Source organism: Actinosynnema sp. NPDC037264 (assembly GCF_055603705.1).
Genome location: NZ_JBVJVK010000028.1, coordinates 57,886 through 75,935 on the forward strand (window position 1 = coordinate 57,886; position 18,050 = coordinate 75,935).

Here is an 18,050-nt window from a genome sequence, read left to right on the forward strand (position 1 = left end):
AGCCACCGCGTTTCGTGGTTACCACTGTCGGTGGTCATCCAAACCGGCTTTTGTTCACGTGCTGTGAGCGAACGAGCCCGCCACGTGCCCGCTACCAGCCTCGACCCGGGTCGGCGCGGAACGCGGCCAGGATGCGTTCGGCGGCCAGCGTGGCGGTGAGCTCGCCGGCGCGCACCTGCCGTTCCACCTCGGGCACGACCGAGCGCACGCCCGGCGCCGCGCGCAGGCTCGTGAGCAGCTGGTCGTTCACCATGGCCCAGGTCCAGTCGACCTGCTGGCGACGCCGCCGCTCGGCCAGCCCGCCGCCCGCCTCCAGGGTCTCCCGGTGCTGGACGACCTGCCGCCACACGGTGTCGAGCCCGGAGCCGTCCAGCCCGCTGCACGTCAGCACGGGCGGGTGCCACGGGGCGTCCGGCGGGCGCAGCAGCCGCAGCGCGCCGGCCAGCTCGCGGGCGGCCTTGCGGGCGTCCTGCTCGTGCGGGCCGTCGGCCTTGTTGACCGCGATCACGTCGGCCAGCTCCAGCACGCCCTTCTTGATGCCCTGGAGCTGGTCGCCGGTGCGGGCGAGGGTGAGCAGCAGCGAGCAGTCGGTCATGTTGGCCACCGCGACCTCGGACTGGCCGACGCCGACCGTCTCGACCAGCACCACGTCGTAGCCCGCGGCCTCGACCAGCACGATCGTCTCGCGGGTCGCCCTGGCCACGCCGCCGAGCGTGCCGGAGGTCGGCGACGGCCGGATGAACGCCGCCTCGTCCACCGCGAGCCGGGCCATCCGGGTCTTGTCGCCCAGGATCGAGCCGCCGGTGCGGGTGGACGACGGGTCGACCGCCAGCACCGCCACCCGGTGGCCCCGCGCGGTCAGCATCGAGCCGAACGCGTCGATGAACGTCGACTTGCCCACGCCGGGCACGCCGGTGATGCCGACGCGGTGCGCGTTGCCCGAGTGCGGCAGCAGCTCGACCAGCAGCTCCTGCGCCGACGCGCGGTGGTCCGGGCGCGTCGACTCGACCAGCGTGATGGCCCGGGCCAGCGTGCCCCGGTTGCCGGCGAGCACGCCCTTGGCGTACTCGCCGACGTCGACCGGCCTAGCCATCTCGTCCCGGCAGGTCGTCGTGGCCGAGCTGCCCGGCGAGCTCGCGCAGCAGGTCGCCCGCCGCGTCGGCGATGACCGTGCCGGGCGGGAAGATCGCCGCCGCGCCCGCCTCGCGCAGCGCGTCGAAGTCCTGGGGCGGGATCACGCCGCCGACCACGATCATGATGTCCTCGCGGCCCATCCCCGCCAGCGCCGAGCGCAGCGCGGGCACCAGCGTGAGGTGGCCCGCGGCCAGCGACGACACGCCGACGATGTGCACGTCGGCCTCGACGGCCTGGCGCGCGACCTCCTCCGGCGTCTGGAACAGCGGGCCGACGTCCACGTCGAAGCCGAGGTCGGCGAACGCGGTCGCGATCACCTTCTGGCCGCGGTCGTGCCCGTCCTGGCCCATCTTGGCGACCAGGATGCGCGGTCGACGCCCTTCGGCCTCGGCGAACGCCGCGGCCGCCTCGAGGGTAGCCACCACTGGCGTCCTCTCTCCCGGGGAAACGGACCCGGCCTCCTCCCGGTACACGCCGGTGATGGTGCGGATCTGCGCGGAGTGCCTGCCCCACACCTTGCCCAGCGCCTCGGAGATCTCCCCGACGGTGGCCTTGGCGCGAGCCGCGGAGATCGCCAGCTCCAGCAGGTTGCCGTCGGAGCCCGCGGCCTCGGTCAGCGCGGTCAGCGCGGAGTCGACGGCGGACTGGTCGCGCTCTTCGCGCAACCGGGCCAGCTTCGCCAGCTGCTGCGCGCGCACACCGGCGTTGTCGACCTTGAGCACGTCGATCTTCTCGTCGAACTCGACCTGGTACTTGTTCACGCCGATCACCGGCTGCCGGCCGGAGTCGATGCGCGCCTGGGTGCGCGCGGCGGCCTCCTCGATGCGCAGCTTCGGGATGCCCGCCTCGATGGCCTGCGCCATCCCGCCCGCGGCCTCGACCTCGGTGATGTGCGACCAGGCGCGGTGCGCCAGGTCGTGCGTGAGGCGCTCCACGAACGCGCTGCCGCCCCACGGGTCGATCACCCGCGTGGTGCCGGATTCCTGCTGGAGCAGCAGCTGGGTGTTGCGGGCGATGCGCGCGGAGAAGTCCGTCGGCAGCGCCAGGGCCTCGTCCAGCGCGTTGGTGTGCAGCGACTGCGTGTGCCCCTGCGTGGCGGCCATCGCCTCGACGCACGTGCGCGCGACGTTGTTGAACACGTCCTGCGCGGTCAGCGACCAGCCGGACGTCTGGCAGTGCGTGCGCAGGGACAGCGACTTCGGCGACTTCGGGTCGAAGCCCTTGACCAGCTTCGCCCACAGCAGCCGGGCGGCGCGCAGCTTGGCTACTTCCATGAAGAAGTTCATGCCGACCGCCCAGAAGAACGACAGCCGAGGCGCGAACGCGTCGATGTCCAGTCCCGCGCCGCGGCCCGCCCGCAGGTACTCCACGCCGTCCGCGAGCGTGTAGGCCAGCTCCAGGTCTGCCGTCGCGCCGGCTTCCTGCATGTGGTAGCCGGAGATGGAGATGGAGTTGAACTTCGGCATCCGCCGCGAGGTGAACGCGAAGATGTCGGAGATGATCCGCATCGACGGCTTCGGCGGGTAGATGTAGGTGTTGCGGACCATGAACTCCTTGAGGATGTCGTTCTGGATGGTCCCGGCCAGCTGCTCGGGCGCCACCCCCTGCTCCTCGGCCGCGACGACGTACAGCGCCAGGATCGGCAGGACGGCGCCGTTCATGGTCATCGACACGCTCATCTTGTCCAGCGGGATGCCGTCGAACAGCCGGCGCATGTCGTAGATCGAGTCGATGGCCACGCCCGCCATGCCGACGTCACCGGCCACGCGGGGGTGGTCGGAGTCGTAGCCGCGGTGGGTGGCCAGGTCGAACGCGACGGACAGGCCCTTCTGGCCGGCCGCGAGGTTGCGGCGGTAGAAGGCGTTGGACTCCTCGGCGGTGGAGAACCCGGCGTACTGCCGGATCGTCCACGGCTGGTTGACGTACATCGTCGGGTACGGGCCGCGCAGGAACGGCGCGATGCCCGGGTAGGTCGCGAGGAAGTCGAGGCCCTCGGTGTCGGCGGCCGTGTAGACGGGTTTGACGCCGATGCCCTCGGGCGTCTCCCACGTCAGCGCGTCCGCGCCCTTGCCGGTCGCCTCCTGGAGCGCGGCGTGCCACTGCGCGGCGTCGGCGGCGGCGGTGGGTTCGCCCAGGTCGATGTCGGCGAAGTTCGGGATCATCGCTGGACTCCAAGGGATTCGAACGTGTGCTCCAGCACGTCCAGGGCGGGACAGCCGGTGAACACGTACTCGTCGATCTCCGCGTCGGACTTCTTGCCCGCCAACAGGATCCGCTCCGCGCCCGCTTCGCGCAGCGCTCGCGCCACGGGCGCGGCCAGCTCGGCGTAGCTGCTCTCGCTGCCGCACAGGCAGGCGATCCGGGCGCCGCTCTCGCGGAACTTCGCGACCACGTCGTCCACGGTCCCGGTGGGCCCGGCGTCGGGCGTCTCGATGCCGCCCGCCTGGAACAGGTTCGCCGCGAACGCGGCCCGCGCGGTGTGCGCGGCGACCGGGCCGAGGGTGGCCAGGAAGACCTTCGGGCGCTCGGGGCTCGCGTCGGCCGCGTCGCGCAGCGCCTCGAAGTCCTGGGCGTACCGGATGCGGGGCAGGGGCCGGGTTCGGGGGCCCGAGATTGTCGGACCCTTCTGGGAGAATGAAGACCGGGGATCCCCCGAGGGGGACTCCTGCGCAGCGTGGCCGTTGGCCTGGCCCGGTTCTCGCGGTTCTCCGGGTGCGGACGGTCCTCCGGGTGCGGGCCGAACTTCGGGGGTGGGCCGGTCTTCGGGTGCAGAGGAGTCTTCGGGGGCGGGCCGGTCTTCGGGGGCGGGCGGGCGGACCACCGGCTGCTCGCCCAGGTTCGGGAACTCGCTGACGCCGGTCAGCGCGTCGGTCCGGTCGGCCAGGTTCGCCCGGCGCCGGTCCCAGGTGGCCGCGATCCGGTCTCCGACCAGGTCGAACGCCGCAGGCAGACCGCCGGCGGCCTCGATCTCGCGGAACCACGCCCAGGCGGCGCGCGCGAGGTCGTCGGTGAGCCGTTCCACGTACCAGGAGCCGCCCGCCGGGTCGATCACGGCGGCCAGCTTCGACTCCTCCAGCAGCAGCGACTGCGTGTTGCGGGCGATGCGCCGGGCGAAGTCGTCGGACAGGCCGATCGCGTGGTCGAACGGCAGCACGGTCACCGCGTCCGCGCCGCCGAGGCCCGCGCCGAAGCACGCCACGGTGGTGCGCAGCATGTTCACCCACGGGTCGCGGCGGGTCATCATCGCGGGCGACGTGGCCGCGTGCTGCAGTTGCGGGCTCGGCGCGCCGGCCACCTCGGTGACCCGCGCCCAGAGCCGCCGGGCGGCCCGGAACTTGGCGATGGTGGAGAACTGGTCGGCGGTCGCCGCGTACCGGAACTCCAGCAGCCGCACGGCTTCCGCGACGTCCAGCCCGGCCTCGGTCAGGTGCCGCAGGTACGCGACACCGGCCGCGAGGGACGCGCCCAGCTCCTGCGCGTCCGAACCGCCGGCCTCGTGGAACGGCAGGCCGTCCACGACGACCAGGCGCAGCCCGGGGAACTCGCGGGTCTTGCCCAGCAGGTCGGTCAGGGCGGCGAGGTCGGCGGGCCGCCCCGTGCGCGCCTGCACGCCCAACGGGTCCGCGCCGACGTTGCCCCGCACCTCACTGGCGAGCACCGGCCGCTGGTCCCAGACCCGCAGCATGGCCCGCCCGGCTTCGAGGAAGTCCGCGCCCGCGTCCACGACCACCGGCGCGAGGTCCAGGTAGACGTCGGCCAGCACCTCGTCGTAGGCGGCCGGGTCGAGCCCTTTGAGCCACAGCGACGTGACGCCGTTCTCCAGGTCCGCCATCACCGCCTCGCGGTCGGCGACCCGGTGCTGCTGGCGGACGTCCCAGCCCTCGACCGCGCCCTGCGGCCGACCGCCCCGGGTGAACGGGGCCGACCCCGGGAAACCGGCGTCCGGCGCCTGGTCGGCGGCGGTGTAGAGCGGCTGGACGGCGATGCCGTCGTAGGTGGTGGTGACCAGGGAGTCGAAGTCCGCGCCCGACTTGCGCAGCACGCCTCGGACCAGGTCCAGCCACTGCTCGCGGTCAGGGGTGGTGAATTCGGCGGCCAACGCCAACTCGCCTGACGGCTCCATCATGCTCCGCAGTGTTACTCACCGGTAGTTCGACGGCTATGTGAGGTTCACCGCCGTGAACGATGCAGATTGCAGTCTTCCACGCTGGTGGATGATGGCGCAGTGGAATCCGAGCGACTGATCGCCGGCCGCTACCGCCTGCGGCACGTCCTGGGGCGCGGCTCGATGGGCACCGTCTGGGCGGCGCACGACGAGGTGCTGCGGCGGGACGTCGCGGTGAAGGAGATCCTGCGCCCGGCGGGCGGCTCGGACGACGAGGACGAGGTGATCCGGGAGCGGACGCTGCGCGAGGCCCGGTCGGCGGCGGCGCTCGCGCACCCGAACCTGGTGACGCTGTACGACGTGGTGCAGGTCGACGGCGACCCGTACGTGGTGATGGAGCTGGTGCCGTCGTCGTCGTTGGCGGAGGTCGTGCGGCAGCGCGGTCCGTTGACCGACGTGCAGGGCGCGGTGGTGGCGGACGCGGTGGCCGCCGCGTTGGAGGCCGCGCACCGGGCCGGGATCACGCACCGGGACGTGAAGCCGGGCAACGTGCTGGTGGCCGACGACGGCCGGGTGAAGCTGACCGACTTCGGCATCGCCCGCAACGTCGCCGAGGCCACCCTGACCAGCCGCGGGATCACGTTGGGGACGCCCGCGTTCATCGCGCCCGAGGTGGCGGCGGGCGCGGCGGTGTCGTTCGCGGCGGACCAGTGGTCGCTGGGCGCGACGCTGTTCGCGGCGATGACCGGCCAGCAGCCGTACGAGGGCGCGAACGTGCTGCAGACGATCAACCAGGTGGTGCACGGCGACGTGCCGTCGGCGTCGGCCTGCGGCGCGTTGGAGGCCGTGGTCGCGGGGCTCATGGTGAAGGCGCCGGACGAGCGGATCACGTTGGCCGAGGTGCGGCGGCTGGTCCGGCCGCTGCTGCCGGAGCCGGGCACGGACGTGTTCCCGGCGTCGGCGGCCACCCGGCCGGTGGTGGAGGTCGTGCGGCCGGCGCCGGTCAAGCCGCCGGTACCGCCGGAGACGCCGCTGGCCGCCGATCCCGGGCCGCTGCCGTTCATGGTGGCGCAGGCGCCGACGCGCGAGCTGACCCGGCGTCCGGGGCCGGCGGTGCTGGTGGCGTTGTCGGCGGTGGTGCTGTTCGCGATCGGCAGCGTGTCGGGCTTCGCCCTGACCAGGACGGTCGCCGGTGCGTCCCTGCTGCCCCCGCCGACGCAGGAGACGCCGTCACCGCCCGCGATCGTCGAGACGCCGTCGCTGCTGCCGACCACGGCGTCGGCCGCGGCGGCGAACGGCGAGCAGGGCGCCGAGTTCACCATCGAGGTGGGGCCGGACTGGACCAGCTTCCTGGAGCAGCGGGCGAACAACAGGCTCGGCCCGAGCACGGTGGTGCACCTGGTCGCGCCGAACGGGTGGTACGAGGTGACGGTGCAGCGGTTCCCGGACTACTACGAGCGGAACACGATCAAGGACTACCTGCGGCTGGTGCGCTCGCGGTGGGCGGAGGACCAGTACTTCGGCGAGGCCCTCGAAGCGACCGACGCACTGCCGCCGGGGGGCAAGGAGCCGGGCGTCCAGTACAGCTACCGGACCGTCGAACGGGCCACCCCGCTGGGCCGCGACACCGTCTCCCCCGGCCCTGACCTGCGTCGCAGCCGGTACTCGCGGGTGCTGCCCCGCGGCAACGACCTGTGGGTGGTCGAGGTCGTCGTGCCGACCGAGCAGGAGGAGACGGGGCGGAGCCGGCTGTTCGACACGATCGCGCCGACGTTCCGGGTGAACGACTAGGCGAATGCGGCGACATCGGCCGCCGAACACCGGTCGCCGGATCACGGAACCGAACGTGTGGTCGCACCCTGAGGTGCGAGGACGGTGATCGTGGCCGCTATGGCGATGACGGCGGCCGTGATCGCGGCGGTGATCGGCCAGCCGAACCACTCGACGGCGGTCGCGCCGAAAGCGGTGCCGAGGCTGCCGCCCACGAAGTACACCAGCATGTACGCGCTGTTGAAACGCGCGGGGGCCGCCGGGTCGATGGACAGGACGGTGCTCTGGTTCGCGACCTGGGCGGCGAAGAGACCGGCGTCGAACAGGGCCAGGCACACGAGGGTCACGACGGTGTTCTCGAGCGCGAAGCCGAGGACGACCGCAGCGGTCCCGGCCACGGCCAAGCCCGCCAGGACGACGCGCCGCGCGCCCACCCGATCGGTCCAGGCGCCGGCGACCTGGGTCGCGAGGACACCGGTGAGGCCGGCCAGCGCGTACAGGCCGATCCGCTCGGCCGAGTGCGAGTGCGGCGGCGCGGAGAGGGCTACCGCGAGCCCGGACCACACAGCGCAGAACCCGAAGAACCACAGCGCGCCGCGCACTGCCGCGAGCCGGAGCGGCGCGTGCCGGGCGAACAACCCGGGCACCGAGCGCAGGGTGGCGAGGTAGCCGTGCCCGACGCCGCCCCGCGCGGCCGGGAGCACCCGCAGCGACCACAGCGCGACCAGCGCGCAGGCGGCGGCGAACCCGAGGAGCATCCCGCGCCAGCCGATCTCGTCGGCGAGGCGACCGCCCACGATCCTGCCGGCGAGGATCCCGCCCGAGATCCCGGCGGTGACGATGCCCAGGACGGTCGCGCGTCGACGTTCGCCGGCCAGCCGGCCCGCCAGCGAGCTGAGGCCCGCCCCCACCGCCGAACAGGCTCCGACCACGCCGATCACCAGTCCCAACACCACCGCGTTGCCCACCGCGGCACACGCCGCCAACGCGACCGCCAGGACCCCGAACTGGGCCGCGAGCACCCGTCTCGGGGAGAAGCGGTCGACCAGCGGAACGAGCAGGCCGAGTCCGACGAGGTAGCCGACCGGGCCGCACGCGAGCGCGATTCCGACCGCGGCGATCGACGAGCCCAGGGAATCCGCGACGTCCGCGATCGCGGGCTGCAGCGGGTAGGTCGTGGACGTCCCGAGCGCGGCCGCGAGCGACATGAACCACACCGCGGAGCCACGCGGTCGGGCGACTATCGGATTCTTGGCGACAGGGTGGACATTCACGGAATCGACCGTAGGGAGGCGCCAATCCGGATGCCGGCGGATTCTCGACCATTCGCTCGGCGAACCGCGTGGCCTTTCGTTTCCTGGATTCCGCGGCGCGCACGACCGCGGTCGAGCCGGAGGGGTCGTGCCCGGCGTGGCGGATCGTCGACCGGTCGGATGCCGCGTCCGCTGCTCCACCCGTCGACCGCTTCGCCCGGCGGCGGTACCACCGGGACCCACGGCACTGCGGGCAACGGGGACAGGCGGCGATTAGGCTCGCGGCGTGACCGGTATCAGTGAGAACACCACCCCTGAGGCCCTGGCCACCGACGCGGCCAAGGCGCTGGCCGAGCGGACCGGGGTGGGCAGGCACGACATCGCCGTCGTCCTCGGGTCGGGGTGGCGCCCCGCCGCCGACCTCATCGGCGAGCCCGACGCCGAGGTGCCCATGGGCGAGCTGCCCGGGTTCGAGGCGCCCACCGCCGTCGGCCACGGCGGCACGGTGCGCTCGGTGAGCGTCGGCGACAAGCACGTGCTGGTCATGCTCGGCCGGACGCACGGGTACGAGGGCAAGGGCGTGGCCAAGGTCGTGCACGGCGTGCGCACGGCCGCCGCGGCGGGTGTCGGCACGGTCGTGCTGACCAACGCGGCGGGCGGGCTGCGGCAGGGCATGGCGGTCGGCCAGCCGGTGCTGATCAGCGACCACCTGAACCTCACCGCGTCGTCACCGCTGGTCGGGGCGCGGTTCGTGGACCTCACCGACCTCTACTCGCCGCGCCTGCGCGACCTCGCCCGGGAGATCGACCCGTCGCTGGAGGACGGCGTCTACGCGGGCCTGCCCGGACCGCACTTCGAGACGCCCGCCGAGATCCGGATGCTCCGCACGATGGGCGCGGACCTCGTCGGCATGTCGACCGTGCTGGAGGCCATCGCGGCCCGCGCGGAGGGCGTGGAGGTGTTCGGCCTGTCCCTGGTGACGAACCTGGCCGCGGGCATCACCGGCGAGCCGCTCAACCACGAAGAGGTGCTGGAGGCGGGCCAGGCGGCGGCGAGCCGGATGGGCGCGCTGCTGCGGGAGCTGGTGACGCGGGCATGACCCTCGCCCCGGCCCTGCGCGACGCCGCGTTCCGCTGGATCGCCGACGACCCCGACCCGGCGACGCGCCTGGAGCTGCAGACCGTCGTGGCGCGGGCGATGGGCGGTGACGCCGCCGCGGCCGACGAGGTGGCCGACCGGATGGCGGGCCCGCTGGCGTTCGGCACGGCGGGGCTGCGCGGTCCCGTGCGGGCCGGGCCGAACGGGATGAACCGGGCCGTGGTCATCCGCACCACGGCCGGCCTCGCCGCGTGGCTCAAGGCGCACGGGCACGTCGGCACGGTGTTCGTGGGCCGGGACGCGCGGCACGGTTCGGAGGACTTCGCGGCGGCGGCGGCCGGTGTGCTGGCGGGCGCGGGGTTCACCGTGCGGGTGCTGCCGGGACCGCTGCCGACGCCGGTGCTGGCGTTCCTGGTCAAGCGGCACGCGGCGGTGGCGGGCGTGCAGATCACCGCCTCGCACAACCCGCCCGCGGACAACGGCTACAAGCTGTACCTGGCCGGTGGCGGGCAGATCGTGCCGCCGGAGGACCGCGAGATCGAGGCGGCGATCCGGGGCGTGCCCGCGGCCGTGTCGGTGCCGCTGTCGGACGACTACCTGCCGGTGTCGGACGCCGAGGTGGACGAGTACCTGGAGCGGGTCGCGTCGCTGCCGCGCGGCGTCCAGCGCGACCTGCGCGTGGTGTTGACGCCGATGCACGGCGTCGGCGGCGCGACGGCGGTGGAGGCGTTGCGGCGGGCCGGGTTCACCGACGTGCGGGTCGTGCGCGAGCAGGCCGTGCCGGACCCGGGTTTCCCGACCGTGGCGTTCCCGAACCCGGAGGAGCCGGGCGCGGCGGACCGGTTGCTGGCGCTGGCGGCGGCGGAGGACGCCGACCTGGCCATCGCCCTGGACCCCGACGCCGACCGGTGCGCGCTGGGCGTGCGCGAGCGGGACGGGTCGTGGCGGATGTTGCGCGGCGACGAGACCGGCGTGCTCCTCGGCTCCCTGGTGCTGTCCACTGTGGAGAGCCCGGATCCGTTGGTGGCCACCACGATCGTGTCGTCCTCGCTGCTGAAGTCGATCGCCCGGGCGCACGGCGCGCGTTACGCGGAGACGTTGACCGGGTTCAAGTGGCTGGTGCGCGCGGGCGACGGCCTGGTGTTCGCCTACGAGGAGGCGCTGGGCAACTGCGTCGACCCGGCCTGCGTCAACGACAAGGACGGCATTTCTGCGGCCGTGGTGGCGTGCGACCTGGCGGCCGGGCTGAAGGCGTCCGGCCGCACCCTGCTCGACGCGCTGGACCAGCTCGCCGTCGACCACGGCCTGCACCTGACCGACCAGGTCTCGCTGCGGTTCACCGACCTGAGCCGGATCGGCGCGTTGATGGCCCGGCTGCGCGGCGAGCCGCCGGCGGGATTCGCGTTCGAGGACCTGCTGCCCGAGGCCGACGTGGTCAGGCTGACCCGCGAAGGCGTGCGGGTGGTCGTGCGGCCGTCCGGCACGGAACCGAAGCTCAAGGCGTACCTGGAGGTCGTCGAACCGGTGTCCGACGACCTGCCGGCCGCCCGGGTGCGTGCCCGGGAGCGGTTGGCCGAGCTGCGGGCCCGGGTGTCCGAGCTGCTCGCGGACTGAGCGGTCAGGACGCGAGGGCGAGCAGCAGGCACAGCACGGCGACGACGAGCGCACCGCCCGCCACCAGGTAAGGACGCCTGGTCGGCGGGCTCACCGGGCGCGACCGGTGCTGCGTGACGGCGGCGACCGAGATGCGGCCGGAGATGTAGCTGACGGTGCACAGCGCGACGCCGGTCGCGAGGATCATCGTGTTGACGTCCCACGGGCTGTGGTCGACGCCCGGCCACAGGGCGATGAACACCAGCGGCAGGCCGATCAACCCGACCCCGATCCCCACCCCCGCGCCCCAGGTGATCCGCCGGTTCCGCTTCATCGTGGCGATGCTGCGAGTTTCCATGACTCCCTCCCGGTGACTACACACTTCCAGACGTGCGGCGGCCCCGCCGGTTCCCACCCGCCGCTTGTCGATCTTGCTACGCCGACCGCCCGGCCGCGGACCCGGCCACCCGCCCGAGCCGTTGACCAGGCACGACGACTTCCCGGACGGGACCGGTGCCACCGAGCGGTTGCCGCGTCACACCGATCGCGGCAACCTGGGCCGCGTGCCCCGCCTGCTGATCGTGCACCACACGCCGTCGCCCGCCATGCAGGAGTTGTTCGAGGCGGTGCTGGAGGGGGCGAACGACCCGGAGGTCGAGGGCGTCGACGTGGTGCGGCGGCCCGCGCTGTCGGCCACCGCGTCCGACGTGCTGGAAGCGGACGGCTACCTGCTCGGCACGCCCGCCAACATCGGCTACATCAGCGGCGCGCTGAAGCACTTCTTCGACACGATCTACTACCCGTGCCTGGACGCCACGCGCGGCCGGCCGTTCGGGGCCTACGTGCACGGCAACCTGGGCACGGAGGGCGCGGTGAAGGCGCTGCGGGACATCACGACCGGGTTGGCGTGGCGGCCGGTGGCGCCGACGCTGAGCCTGACCGGCGCACCGGACGGCGACGCGCGGGAGCGGTGCCGGGAGTTGGGCGCCACGGTCGCCGCGACGTTGCTCTGACCGGGCGATCCATCACGCTCCGATGTGATCGGTAACGCTCCGCCTCCCCCGGCCGACAGACTGCCGCGACGACACGTGGAGGCAGTCGAATGACCCAACCGGTAGGTCCACCGCCGATGTGCGGTTCCTGCGGCGCGTACCTGCAGCCGCCGAGCGTCAACTGCGCCGTCTGCGGTGCGACGCAGTGGCCGGTGACGCAGGCGCCGCCGCCGCACCCGCCCGCGCACCCCGCGCCCTACGGGGTGCAGGTGCGGGGCGTGGTGACCGCCAAGAACCCCGGCATCGCGGTGCTGCTGTCGCTGCTGTGGCTCGGGGCGGGCAACCTCTACGCGGGTCAGACGGTGCTCGGCGTGATCCTGCTGCTGGTGAACTTCCCGCTGGTCCTGCTGGCCATGACGGTGCTCGGGCTGATCGTCGCGTTCCCCGTGTGGGTGGTGCTGGTGATCGTGTCGATCGTGCTGGCCATGCAGGGCGCGAAGGACTTCAACCGGCGCAACGGCATCGTGGTCCGGTAGCGGCTACCGGCCGAGCGAGGGCAGCACCTCGCTCGGGTAGCGGGTGCCCGCGACCGCGTCGGGCGGCACGGCGGCGGCGATGCGGGCCAGCTGCGCGTCGGTCAGCGAGAGGTCCGCGGCGGCGGCGTTCTCCTCCACGTACTTCACCCGCTTGGTGCCGGGGATCGGCACCGCGCCCTGGTGGTGGACCCACGCCAGCGCGATCTGCGCCGCCGTCACGTCGTGCTCCCGTGCCACCTCGCGCAGCGACTCCACCAGCGCGAGGTTGCGGTCGAAGTTCCCGGCCGCGAACCGGGGCTGGCCGACCAGGCGGAAGTCGCCGGCCGCGAAGTCGTCCTTCGAGGTGTACCGGCCGGTGAGGAAGCCGCGGCCGAGCGGCGAGTACGCGACGACGCCGATGCCCAGCTCGCGGCACGTGGGCACGACCTCGTCCTCGATGTCGCGCGACCACAGCGACCACTCGGTCTGCACGGCCGCGACCGGGTGCACGGCGTGCGCGCGCCGGATCGTCTCCGCGCCCGCCTCGGACAGGCCGAGGTGCCGGACCTTGCCCTGCTCGACCAGCTCGGCCATCGCGCCGACGGTGTCCTCGATGGGCACCTTCGGGTCGACCCGGTGCTGGTAGTACAGGTCGATGTGCTCCACGCCCAGGCGGCGCAACGACGCGTCCGCGGCCTGCCGGACGTACTCCGGGTCGCCGCGCAGGCCCCACTGGGACCGGGGCAGCCCCGGGTCGCGGACGATGGCGAACTTCGTCGCCAGCACGACCTCGTCGCGGCGGTCCTTGATCGCCCGGCCGACCAGCTCCTCGTTGGTGAACGGCCCGTACATGTCGGCCGTGTCGAGGAGCGTGACGCCCAGGTCGAGGGCGCGGTGGATGGTGGCGGTCGACTCGGCCTCGTCACCGGGGCCGTAGAAGTCGCTCATGCCCATGCAGCCCAGGCCCTGCGCGCTCACCTCGAGCGCGCCCAACCGGCGTTTCTCCACGGTGGTCCTCCCAGCTCACTTGTTCGACAGCCGCAGGAACTCCGGCGGGTACCGGTCGCCGGCGACGGCGGGTGCGGCGGCCTCGATCGCGCGGAGCTCGTCCGCGTCCAGTTGCAGCTCGGCGGCGGCGACGTTCTCCTCCAGGTACTCCACCCGCTTGGTGCCCGGGATGGGTACGACGTGCTCGCCCTGGTGGTGCACCCAGGCCAGCGCCAGCTGACCGGCCGTGACGCCGCGTTCGGCGGCCAGCGCGCGCAGCGCGTCCACGATGGCCGTGTTGCGGGCGAAGTTCTCCTCGGCGAACCGGGGCAGGCCGCGGCGCATGTCGTCCTCGGCCAGGTCGGCGACGGACGTGACGCGGCCGGTGAGGAAGCCCCGGCCCAGCGGCGAGAACGGCACGATGCCGATGCCCAGCTCGCGGCACGTCGGCGCGACCTCGGCCTCGACGTCGCGCGTCCACAGCGACCACTCGCTCTGCAGGGCGCTGATCGGGTGCACGGCGTGCGCGCGGCGGATCGTCGCGGCGCTCGCCTCGGACAGGCCGAGGTGGCGGACCTTGCCCTCGGCGACCAGCTCGGCCATCGCGCCGACGGTCTCCTCGATCGGCACGTCCGGGTCGACCCGGTGCTGGTAGTACAGGTCGACGTGGTCCACCCCCAGGCGGCGCAACGACGCGTCGAGGGCCTGCTCGACGTAGGCGGCGTCACCGCGCGGCCTGCGGTCCGGGTCGCCCAGCCCGAACTTCGTCGCGAGCACGACCTCGTCGCGGCGGCCCCTGATCGCCCGCCCCACCAGCTCCTCGTTCGCGCCGGCGCCGTAGACGTCGGCGGTGTCGAGGAGCGTGACGCCGAGGTCGAGCGCGCGGTGGATGGTGGCGATCGACCCGGCCTCGTCCCCCGCGCCGTAGGACTGGCTCATGCCCATGCAGCCCAGGCCCTGGTCGCCGACCCGGAGTCCGCCCAACGCCCTCACGCGGTGATCCCCTCGACGAAGGTGTGCTCGATCTGCTCGTAGTGCGTGATCTTGTAGTCGAGCACGTCCAGGCACGACTGCAGCTCGGCGATGCGCGCGCGGACCGCGGCGCGGTGCTCGAACAGCATCTGCTTGCGGCGGCCGGCGGTGGCCGCGCCGCGGTGCCTGAGCTGCGCGTACTCGCGCATCATGCGAATGGGCATGCCGGTGGTGCGCAGCCGGGTCAGGAAGACCAGCCAGCCGAGGTCGTCGTCGCTGTAGCTGCGCCGCCCGCCGGAGTCCCGGGCAGGCGGGTCGACCAGGCCGATCCGTTCGTAGTAGCGCAGCGTGTCGATCGACAACCCGCTGCGCTCGGCCGCTTGAGCGATCGAGTAAGTCACGGTGTCGACGGTAGGAGCTGGAGTGCACTCCAGGTCAACCCGATTCGCGGTATCCGGCGCCGTCGCCCGTCGCGGGGGCCGTCGGTCAGTCGTCCTTGGGCATGCCCCAGGCCTCCAGGTGGGCGGCCATGCCGCCCACGTCGATCTGCTCCCGGCCGAGCGCCCGCACCAGGTCGAGGGCTTCGTCCTCCTCGGCGTCGATCCACCAGCCGTTGATGTCGCACAACGTCACGGCGGCGACCCAGCCCAGCCGCCAGTTGCCCTCGGCCAACGGGCGCGTGCGGACGATGGAGTCGAGCAACGCGGAAGCTTTGAGCCAGAGCGTGTCGTACGCCTCGACCCCCAGCACTGTGGCCCTGGGGCGGTGGGCTGCGGAGTCGAGGAGACCTAAGTCGCGCACGACCAGATCCCCGCCGGTGACGGCGGTCGCCAGCACGAGCAAGTCGCCGGCGTCGAGGTAGTTGACCACTGCTTGACGCGCTCCCTGTCCTGAGGGGCGGGGACTCCGGCGCGGCCACGCCGCATCCGGGACGTCTCTGGCGCCACTACCCACCCCCTCAGGTCCGTATCGCCTCCCCGCCCCGGAGGCGGCGAGGATGTTGTCGGCCGCGTTGTGCACCGAAGCGCAACCTGGACGCAGCCCGATCTTCAACGGCGCACCATACCGGTGCGCTTCGGACCCCCGTGGACGTTCACAGAGGTATATGGGTGAACGCCCTATGCCGCACCGGTTGAGCTGCATGGATTGATCGTATCGAACATATGTTCGAACGGCGAGGGCGCGCGGGTGCGATCACCCGAAGGTGTGGCGTCGTGGGCAGCGAGTAATCGGTCGGGCGCCCTCGGTACGGGAACCCGCAATCGGGGCGGGCCGGGATCAGGCGGAGCCGAGCCTGTCGAGCAGGCCCCGGTACTTGGGGAGCACGCGTCCGAGGACCTCGGAGAGCTGCTCCTCCTTCTGCAATCTGGCCCACCGCTCGGCCAACGCCAAGCGCACGACCTCCTGCTTCGAACGGCCTTCGGCTGCGGCGAGTTCGTCGAGCCGCCGGTTCTCCTCGTCGCTCAGACGCAGAGTCATCGCCATGGAGAATGACGGTACCAACTTGATACCACGATGACCAGGCCGCGAATTATAACAGTGTTGCGATACGATGCCCCGGTGCCACGACCGAAGACACACGACGACGCGCTCCGCGGGCGACTGCTCGAGCGGGCGGGCGAACTGCTGTCCACCGAAGGCCCGGGCGCTTTGAGCTTGCGCAGGCTCGCGGCGGATGTCAACACCTCGACCACGGCCGTGTACTCGTTGTTCGGCGGCAAGCCGGCGCTGCTGAACGCCGTGTACGAGGAGGCGTTCCGCCGATTCGGTGAACGCATCGCGACCGTGCCGCAGACCGGCGACCCGGTGGAGGACCTGGTCCAGATCGGCCTGGCGTACCGGGAGAGCGCGCTGGCCGACCCGCAGTTCTACCTGGTGATGTTCAGCAAGGTGGTGCCGAACTTCGAGCCGTCCGACGAGACGAAGGAGGCGGCCGTGCAGACGTTCCTGCCGGTCGTCCGGGACGTCGGGCGCGCGGTGGAGTCCGGCGCGTTCGTGCAGGACCCGCCGCCCGAGCAGATCGCGTTGGCCATGTGGGGCACGGTGCACGGCCTGGTGAGCCTGGAGCTCAACGGCAACCTGCCGCCGGGGGTCGAGATCGCTCCCGTCTACGAGCGCGCCCTCCGCGCGAACGCGGACGGGTGGCGCAGCGCGTGAAGACGGGGGTGGGGCCCGGGGAGGTGGCCGCCGCGAAACCTCCCCGGACCCCGTGGACCGTCCAGCTCAGGACAGTCCGCTCGTGAGCGCCTTGATCAGCTCGCCGTCGGCGGTGTCGCCGTCGAGCGACCAGATCATCGCGCCGCCAAGGCGCCGTTCGGCCACGTAGCGACCCTTGCGCTTCATCTCGACCGGGTCGTCCCAGGTCCAGAACGTGGTGCCGTCGAACAACCACGCGTGACCGGCCTTGGCATCCCGGTGCACGGTGAACTGGGCCAACTGCGCCTTGAGGATCCGGTAGTCCTCGTACCCGGCCTCGTAGGTCGCGGGCGCGGGGCCGGTGGCGGGCTGGAACAGGCCGTTGTTCTCGTCCCGCACGCCCGTCCAGCCCCGGCTGTAGAACGGCACGCCCATCACCACCTTGCTCTTCGGCGCGCCGTTGCGCAGGTAGTGGTCGATCGCGACCTGCGAGCTGAACGGCGGCGCGGTCGGGTCGGCCGCCGGCGTGCGCAGCGAGGACTGCTGGTTGGTCAGCGGCTCCCAGGCGCCGTGGTAGTCGTAGCCCTGGATGGTGCCGAAGGTCAGCAGGTCGAAGACCTTCTTCACCTCGAAGCCGCGGTCGACCTGGGCCGGGTTGGCGGGCAGGAACGCGGTGAGGTCGTAGCGCTTGCCGGTGCGCCAGGTCAGCTTGCCCAGCTGCTTGCGGTACTCCACGAGCAGCGCGGTGAAGTTCTGCTTGTCCTCGGGCCGCACGACGTTGCCGGGCGCGGCCTCGGACGAGGGCCACTCCCAGTCCAGGTCGACGCCGTCGAACACGCCGGCCGCCGCACCGGGTGCGGCGTCGGGCAGGTTGCCCTTGAGCCACAGGTCCAGGCAGGACGCCACGTGCGCGGCGCGCGACTCGGGCGTGAGGGCGGCGTTGGAGAAGTACTTCGAGCCGGTCCAGCCGCCGAGCGAGATGTTGATCCGCAGCCCGGGGTGCTTCGCCTTGAGCTGCTTGAGCTGGTTCAGGTTGCCCGACAGCGGCTGACCCGCGACGTCCGCGACGCCGTTGACGCTCTGCTCGGCGCTGAACGGCCGCTGGTAGTCCGCCCACGGGTCGGCGCTGACGCACTTGCCGGACTCGTCGAGGAAGCCGAAGGCGTAGTTGAGGTGGGTGAGCCGCGGTGCGGTGCCGTTGGCCACGAGGTCGCGCACCAGGAAGTTGCGGTCGTAGCCGCTCCACTGGGTGTAGTACCCGACGACCCGCTCGCGCTTGTCGTGGCCACCGTGACCGCCGTGGTCCCCGTGGCCGCCGTGCGCGAGGGCCTGCGCCGGCGACACGGCCATCGCGGTGGCCAGGAGGGCGGGGAGCACCCATCTCCTGCTCGACATGCTTCTCCTCGCGGGCGTTCCGGTGTGGTCTGGACCACGGTAGTGATGAGGTCTAGACCACCTCTACGGCCGTTCGGCCGAATCCAATAATGCGAATTGT

17 protein-coding genes are annotated in these 18,050 nt (G+C 72.6%); 6 read left to right on the top strand and 11 right to left on the bottom strand.

The window, feature by feature from the left end; all coding sequences use genetic code 11:
• Positions 1-91: 91 nt before the first annotated feature.
• Genes meaB through ACZ7GX_RS26810 form a run of 3 tightly spaced genes read right to left on the bottom strand, consistent with a single transcriptional unit; the run spans position 92 to position 5,257 of the window.
• A complete protein-coding gene (meaB, locus tag ACZ7GX_RS26800; protein ID WP_498780515.1) occupies positions 92-1,093 on the bottom strand; it encodes a methylmalonyl Co-A mutase-associated GTPase MeaB in 1,002 nt (333 codons plus the stop codon).
• Complete coding sequence (scpA, locus tag ACZ7GX_RS26805; protein WP_498780516.1) at positions 1,086-3,296, bottom strand: methylmalonyl-CoA mutase; 2,211 nt, start codon at positions 3,294-3,296, stop codon at positions 1,086-1,088. Before scpA ends, meaB begins: the two co-directional genes overlap by 8 nt.
• Positions 3,293-5,257: a methylmalonyl-CoA mutase family protein gene (locus ACZ7GX_RS26810; protein ID WP_498780583.1), complete on the bottom strand. Its 1,965-nt coding sequence runs from the start codon at positions 5,255-5,257 to the stop codon at positions 3,293-3,295. The genes scpA and ACZ7GX_RS26810 overlap by 4 nt, the downstream gene beginning before the upstream one ends.
• A 102-nt stretch (positions 5,258-5,359) precedes the next feature.
• On the opposite strand from ACZ7GX_RS26810, the gene ACZ7GX_RS26815 reads away from it, so the two are divergent.
• Positions 5,360-7,030, top strand: coding sequence for a serine/threonine-protein kinase (locus ACZ7GX_RS26815; RefSeq protein WP_498780517.1), 1,671 nt, complete (start codon positions 5,360-5,362; stop codon positions 7,028-7,030).
• A 41-nt stretch (positions 7,031-7,071) separates the two neighbouring features.
• Here the strand turns inward: ACZ7GX_RS26815 and ACZ7GX_RS26820 are convergent, their stop codons facing one another.
• Positions 7,072-8,217, bottom strand: a complete 1,146-nt coding sequence (locus ACZ7GX_RS26820) for an MFS transporter (RefSeq protein ID WP_498780518.1) — start codon at positions 8,215-8,217, stop codon at positions 7,072-7,074.
• 331 nt (positions 8,218-8,548) lie between these two features.
• On the opposite strand from ACZ7GX_RS26820, the gene ACZ7GX_RS26825 reads away from it, so the two are divergent.
• Together ACZ7GX_RS26825 and ACZ7GX_RS26830 are read left to right on the top strand one after the other, a co-directional pair.
• Positions 8,549-9,361 carry a purine-nucleoside phosphorylase gene (locus ACZ7GX_RS26825; RefSeq protein ID WP_498780519.1) on the top strand — a complete coding sequence of 271 codons (813 nt, stop codon included), beginning with the start codon at positions 8,549-8,551 and terminating at the stop codon, positions 9,359-9,361.
• Entirely contained in the window at positions 9,358-10,974 is a 1,617-nt protein-coding gene (locus ACZ7GX_RS26830; RefSeq protein WP_498780521.1) for a phospho-sugar mutase, read from the top strand. The genes ACZ7GX_RS26825 and ACZ7GX_RS26830 overlap by 4 nt, the downstream gene beginning before the upstream one ends.
• Positions 10,975-10,978: 4 nt before the next feature.
• Here ACZ7GX_RS26830 and ACZ7GX_RS26835 read toward each other — a convergent pair whose 3' ends face one another.
• Entirely contained in the window at positions 10,979-11,311 is a 333-nt protein-coding gene (locus ACZ7GX_RS26835; protein WP_230570411.1) for a hypothetical protein, read from the bottom strand.
• Between the two features lie 205 nt (positions 11,312-11,516).
• Between ACZ7GX_RS26835 and ACZ7GX_RS26840 the strand changes: the two genes are divergently transcribed.
• On the top strand, positions 11,517-11,966 hold the full coding sequence (locus ACZ7GX_RS26840) for a flavodoxin family protein (RefSeq protein ID WP_498780585.1): 450 nt from the start codon (positions 11,517-11,519) through the stop codon (positions 11,964-11,966).
• 89 nt (positions 11,967-12,055) lie between these two features.
• Positions 12,056-12,481, top strand: a complete 426-nt coding sequence (locus tag ACZ7GX_RS26845) for a TM2 domain-containing protein (RefSeq protein ID WP_498780522.1) — start codon at positions 12,056-12,058, stop codon at positions 12,479-12,481.
• A gap of 3 nt (positions 12,482-12,484) precedes the next feature.
• On the opposite strand, the gene ACZ7GX_RS26850 is transcribed toward ACZ7GX_RS26845, so the two are convergent.
• The 5 genes from ACZ7GX_RS26850 to ACZ7GX_RS26870 form a co-directional block, all read right to left on the bottom strand.
• Positions 12,485-13,414, bottom strand: coding sequence for an aldo/keto reductase (locus ACZ7GX_RS26850; RefSeq protein ID WP_498780587.1), 930 nt, complete (start codon positions 13,412-13,414; stop codon positions 12,485-12,487).
• 69 nt (positions 13,415-13,483) lie between these two features.
• Positions 13,484-14,392: an aldo/keto reductase gene (locus ACZ7GX_RS26855; RefSeq protein WP_498780588.1), complete on the bottom strand. Its 909-nt coding sequence runs from the start codon at positions 14,390-14,392 to the stop codon at positions 13,484-13,486.
• A gap of 44 nt (positions 14,393-14,436) precedes the next feature.
• Positions 14,437-14,820 (bottom strand): MerR family transcriptional regulator, encoded by a 384-nt coding sequence (locus tag ACZ7GX_RS26860; RefSeq protein WP_498780523.1) that lies wholly within the window; start codon positions 14,818-14,820, stop codon positions 14,437-14,439.
• Positions 14,821-14,905: 85 nt separating this feature from the next.
• Positions 14,906-15,289 (bottom strand): type II toxin-antitoxin system death-on-curing family toxin, encoded by a 384-nt coding sequence (locus tag ACZ7GX_RS26865; protein WP_053718933.1) that lies wholly within the window; start codon positions 15,287-15,289, stop codon positions 14,906-14,908.
• Between the two features lie 408 nt (positions 15,290-15,697).
• Positions 15,698-15,904, bottom strand: a complete 207-nt coding sequence (locus tag ACZ7GX_RS26870; protein WP_015105038.1) for a type II toxin-antitoxin system VapB family antitoxin — start codon at positions 15,902-15,904, stop codon at positions 15,698-15,700.
• A 75-nt stretch (positions 15,905-15,979) separates the two neighbouring features.
• Between ACZ7GX_RS26870 and ACZ7GX_RS26875 the strand changes: the two genes are divergently transcribed.
• Positions 15,980-16,576 carry a TetR/AcrR family transcriptional regulator gene (locus tag ACZ7GX_RS26875; RefSeq protein ID WP_498780524.1) on the top strand — a complete coding sequence of 199 codons (597 nt, stop codon included), beginning with the start codon at positions 15,980-15,982 and terminating at the stop codon, positions 16,574-16,576.
• A 66-nt stretch (positions 16,577-16,642) separates the two neighbouring features.
• On the opposite strand, the gene ACZ7GX_RS26880 is transcribed toward ACZ7GX_RS26875, so the two are convergent.
• Positions 16,643-17,950, bottom strand: coding sequence for a glycoside hydrolase family 18 protein (locus ACZ7GX_RS26880; RefSeq protein ID WP_498780525.1), 1,308 nt, complete (start codon positions 17,948-17,950; stop codon positions 16,643-16,645).
• Positions 17,951-18,050 lie beyond the last annotated feature (100 nt).

Bases quoted from the DNA above. Each gene is read 5' to 3' on its own strand.
- meaB (WP_498780515.1), bottom strand. From the start codon at position 1,093: ATGGCTAGGCCGGTCGACGTCGGCGAGTACGCCAAGGGCGTGCTCGCC.
- scpA (WP_498780516.1), bottom strand. From the start codon at position 3,296: ATGATCCCGAACTTCGCCGACATCGACCTGGGCGAACCCACCGCCGCC.
- ACZ7GX_RS26810 (WP_498780583.1), bottom strand. From the start codon at position 5,257: ATGGAGCCGTCAGGCGAGTTGGCGTTGGCCGCCGAATTCACCACCCCT.
- ACZ7GX_RS26820 (WP_498780518.1), bottom strand. From the start codon at position 8,217: ATGTCGCTCGCGGCCGCGCTCGGGACGTCCACGACCTACCCGCTGCAG.
- ACZ7GX_RS26830 (WP_498780521.1), top strand. From the start codon at position 9,358: ATGACCCTCGCCCCGGCCCTGCGCGACGCCGCGTTCCGCTGGATCGCC.
- ACZ7GX_RS26835 (WP_230570411.1), bottom strand. From the start codon at position 11,311: ATGGAAACTCGCAGCATCGCCACGATGAAGCGGAACCGGCGGATCACC.
- ACZ7GX_RS26845 (WP_498780522.1), top strand. From the start codon at position 12,056: ATGACCCAACCGGTAGGTCCACCGCCGATGTGCGGTTCCTGCGGCGCG.
- ACZ7GX_RS26850 (WP_498780587.1), bottom strand. From the start codon at position 13,414: ATGGGCATGAGCGACTTCTACGGCCCCGGTGACGAGGCCGAGTCGACC.
- ACZ7GX_RS26855 (WP_498780588.1), bottom strand. From the start codon at position 14,392: ATGGGCATGAGCCAGTCCTACGGCGCGGGGGACGAGGCCGGGTCGATC.
- ACZ7GX_RS26870 (WP_015105038.1), bottom strand. From the start codon at position 15,904: ATGGCGATGACTCTGCGTCTGAGCGACGAGGAGAACCGGCGGCTCGAC.
- ACZ7GX_RS26880 (WP_498780525.1), bottom strand. From the start codon at position 17,950: ATGTCGAGCAGGAGATGGGTGCTCCCCGCCCTCCTGGCCACCGCGATG.